General features: G+C 64.6%; 1 protein-coding gene. It reads right to left on the bottom strand.

All coding sequences use genetic code 11. From position 1 onward, the window contains the following. On the bottom strand, positions 1-359 hold a 359-nt coding region (locus tag P1K30_RS24055; RefSeq protein WP_275635244.1), incomplete at both ends, for a cadherin-like domain-containing protein.

Below are 359 nucleotides of genomic sequence, written 5' to 3'. Positions count from 1 at the left end.
ATCACAAGGCTCGTATCCTCGTCCGTGACATAGCTGTCCGCCACCGCCACGGGATCGTCGTTCACCGCGTTCACGGTGAGGCTCACCGTCGCGGTGTCCGTCCCGCCGTTGCCGTCGTCGACAAGGTAGGTGAAGCTGTCCGTCCCGGTGAAGTCCGCATCGGGCGTGTACGTGAACGACCCGTCCGGGTTCAGGCTCAGCGTCCCGTTCGACGGGCCCGTCGCGACGTCGCTCGACAGCGTGTCGCCATCGATGTCCGTATCGTTCGCCAGCACACCGGGCAGCAAGATCACAAGGCTCGTATCCTCGTCCGTGACATAGCTGTCCGCCACCGCCACGGGATCGTCGTTCACCGCGTT

The sequence above is a fragment of the Psychromarinibacter halotolerans genome (assembly GCF_029168315.1).
Classification (GTDB): Bacteria; Pseudomonadota; Alphaproteobacteria; order Rhodobacterales; family Rhodobacteraceae; genus Psychromarinibacter; species Psychromarinibacter halotolerans.
The sequence above is the reverse complement of the archived record's forward strand: the minus strand, read 5'-3'. Positions and strand labels throughout refer to the sequence as shown.